General features: G+C 24.4%; 3 protein-coding genes. 1 reads left to right on the top strand and 2 read right to left on the bottom strand.

What is annotated here, in order from left to right:
• Positions 1-500: 500 nt before the first annotated feature.
• Positions 501-1,094 (bottom strand): hypothetical protein, encoded by a 594-nt coding sequence (locus tag ACWXVU_RS03120; protein WP_456012184.1) that lies wholly within the window; start codon positions 1,092-1,094, stop codon positions 501-503.
• Between the two features lie 81 nt (positions 1,095-1,175).
• Entirely contained in the window at positions 1,176-2,870 is a 1,695-nt protein-coding gene (locus tag ACWXVU_RS03115; protein ID WP_456012183.1) for a DUF262 domain-containing protein, read from the bottom strand.
• A 466-nt stretch (positions 2,871-3,336) separates the two neighbouring features.
• Here ACWXVU_RS03115 and ACWXVU_RS03110 point away from each other — a divergent pair, with 466 nt between their 5' ends.
• Positions 3,337-3,624: a hypothetical protein gene (locus tag ACWXVU_RS03110; RefSeq protein WP_456012182.1), complete on the top strand. Its 288-nt coding sequence runs from the start codon at positions 3,337-3,339 to the stop codon at positions 3,622-3,624.
• Positions 3,625-3,754 lie beyond the last annotated feature (130 nt).

Raw genomic sequence — 3,754 nt, 5'->3', positions numbered from 1 at the left:
AAAAATCTTGACGTTTGAGACGATTTGGCTTATAAATTGAGTTTGATAGTTGTAACACATAAGTCAGTAGTTTCGACATTTACGGACAAGTTTAATTACCTGATTAGAAATTTATAAAAATTTAAATTAAATACATCAGGTTTAAAAGAAGAAATGAACCACTTAAAATCAATGTTTAAAAGCACAATTAAACAAGTGGATAATGACCTATCTGAATACTTTAAGTAGATTTTTAATTTTATTTTATTGTCTGCAAAAGCGGGTTTGAAAAAAATGGTTTGCCAACCAATCAAAATATGAATAAAGCTTAAAAAATAAATTTAATATCATAAGTTTAATAAACATTTTTAAACTATAAGAATGTTGCAATTTGATTAAGAATTAACAGCAATTTATAGAACTTAAAATTATGATACTTTATGGTTTTAAATTATTCGTAATTTATTAATTATCTAATGAAAAAATTACACCAGTTAAACCAATGTAATTTTTTGACTATACTATCAAACATTATTGTTTTGTCTTCTTAATTCATCATCTACTATTTTTTCGATAACTTTTAATTTTTGCTTCATTTTTGTTTCATTAAATATATTAGACCCATAAGATTTTCCTGCATCGGCTTCTAGTTTTTTTCTTAAAGATTCATCTTTTATTAATCTAATTTTTTCTTGTAACAGTTTTAAATTTTCTTTGGCTAATTTGGTGCGATTTTTGGCTGATAAATATATCGCAAAAACAAAAATACCAAAGAAAGCTATAAGCAATAGAAATAATATTGATAAAAAAGGTGTGGTGAATACAAATATTTTTGAGAGAATATATTTGTTTTTTATCTTCATCGAATCAATTTTCTTTAATTCTAATGTTAATAAAATAGCCAAGATAAATGATCCAATATTAAATAAAATTGCAAATAGTAATATTGTTATTCCTGCTCCGTCTGGATATACTTTTGGTATCAATATCGATAAAAAAGAAAAATCTACATCTTTTACCACATAATAATATCCAGTCGAAACCAAGTACAATATATATGCTAATATGGCAAAGGGTAATGATAAACCAAAATAAAGTTTTATTTTATTATTCATATTTCTCCTATTAATTATGTTTATTTTTCAATGTATTTTTCTATATTTTGTAATGTTCTTTTATAAATATCATCATTCATATTAATCCTTTGTTATTTCTTTAAATTTTTTAACTAATTCGTCATTTCTTTTCTTGATATCATTTATTGTTCAATAATCATTTTCAAGTTGTGAGATTTGTATTGCAGATCTAAATTTTGCCGCCTTTTTATATATCTCTTTTTTAGACTTAAATCAATCATCAGAAGCTCTAATATTACGCCTTTTGTCTAAAGGAATTATGTTTCCAATTTGTTCATATAATTCTTTATTTTCTTTATCGAATTGTGCATGAGATTTAGGTAAAATATGTTCTATTTCTCATTTGGCTGGCAATATATCCATCTCTTCTTGATCGTTTTGTGAATATTCAAACATTTTTATAATCATGCTTATGATTTTTACATTTGGACTTTTGATTTTTTCCATCACATCATCTGAATCTTTTTTTTCTAATTTAGAAAAATCAAACTCATGGCCTTTTATTATGCTTTTATTTAGTAACAAAATGCCGTGTTTAATATCGTTTATTGAAGGAATTACTAAATATCTTGTGACAATTCTATTTCTTAGTTTTATTAATAACTCAAGATATTCACTTGTATCATCATTATCAATTTTGTCTTTATTTTTTAAGTAATATATTAAAGCTGGGTATTTACCAAAATCATTAGAGAAAGAAAAAATAATATCTAGTTGTTGTTTAATCTTCGAGTTTAAGTCTTTTTCTTCATTTAAGTTATTCACCATTTTTAGAAATGAAATAATATTTTTAATAGTTTCTATCATTTTGTTAAAAATATCATCAATGTTATTTTGTTCTAGATATTTTAATATGTATTTTCTTATTCCTGGGGTAGTACTGTCGATATCTCCTTCTTCTGCCCTTAAATAGAACATATAGTATGAAAAAATATCATTTAATGTCTTATTCATTGAAACACAATCAGATTCTAATTCTTTTCATTGTTCTATGAATTTATCTTTTTCATTTTTATCTTTTAATAGGTTATATATCTTAGCTTTAAAAATATCGGCATCAGAAAGAGGGACACCTCTATTATTAAGAGTTTCAAAAACCGTCATAGCAGATTGTTGAGATTGCGAAGATACAGTTAAGATAAGGGTTTTTTCTAATATGGTATTAAAAAAGTTAAATATCCCCTCAATTTCATTTTTTGCTTTTTCTTCAATCAACTCTATTAATTTTGCATAGTTTTTTGAATAATTACTTTTACTTTTTTTGTTATATTCACCACTTTTGATGATATTCTCAAAATCTTCTAAATTACTTTGCATTACTGAAACATTTTGAATGGACATTGAATTTCTATCAATTATTTTTTTATAATCATTTGAAATATGTCAAATACATTCTTCAATTTCTTTTGCTAAATTTTTAGTATTTTCACTATTAGTGTTCTCACATTTTTTAAGAATTGCTCTTAAAAGTAGAAAAATGGTCGTTATACGTTGTTGTCCGTCGATAATTTCTCATTTTCCATTTTCGTTTTCAAAGAAAACAATTGAACCTAAAAAATACTGTTCTTTTGAATTTGGCTCTTTAAGTATAATTTTGTAAAATTCTCATAAATCACTGAATAATTTTTCGGTTTGTTCTTCTCCTCATGAATATGGTCTTTGATATTCAGGTATTAAAAAATTATGTTCTTTAGAAGCATTTTGAAATAAATTTCTAATTGTTATACTATCTATATTTATTTTGTTTTGTGTCATATATTTGCCTTCTCCATGAAAATACGCAAAAATACACCTAATAGTTAGGTGTTAATTTAATGTTAAATTATTTATTAAGAGTCTGCTCTCTCTCTCTCTCTCTCTCTCAATCTTATTAAAAGAGGCTTAGGGAAAGAAAATGCATTTAAAGTTCTCTTTGCATTATTCATGGTAATATAATTATAATAAATTTCTTTAGATATTGACATATCGAAAACGCGTTTTGATCATGTAAATTCTCAATTATTTTGCAACATTCTATAGTTTAAAATCACTATAGGAGGTAACGAGAAATATAAAAAAATAGAAATCCAGAATTTAACAGATTTTGAGAAAAAAAGAAAAAGTATTTATATCGATATAACTAATGAAAAAATAAAAATAAACCAAATCGCCATAAAACACGAAGTTAGCCGTTTTACAGTTTCTAAAATTAAAAAATTTATAAATTTTAGTGGGACATTTAATGTCTCACACAAAAATAAAGGAAATAAAAATAGACAAAAGTTTAGCGATGATCTTGAAGATTCTAAAATTGAAAAAAATCAGAGATTTTAGTTCTTTTGTTTTTGATCAACCTACAGATGGAACCAGAAATGTTACTATGGCATTTTATTATAGAACAAAGAGTTCAATAATGTCTTTAAAAACTCTTTACAGACGTACTTTAAAAAAAGGGGGGTATGCAATAGAGCACTTGCACAAAGCGACTAGAAAAGAAGCTAAAAGAAACGTTAAAAAATATTTTAAATAACACGGTTTTAGAAACAATATTTTATTATGTAATAAATAGTAGTGTTGAAAAGCCTTTTAAAACTGCTCAATTAAGTTATCCCATATGCTTTAAAATAAAGAATATAAAACATTGAACAGAAATTAGTAAA

Source organism: Mycoplasma sp. 2575 (genome assembly GCF_053851635.1).
Note: the sequence above shows the minus strand (reverse complement) of the source record. Positions and strands in the feature narration are given on the sequence as shown.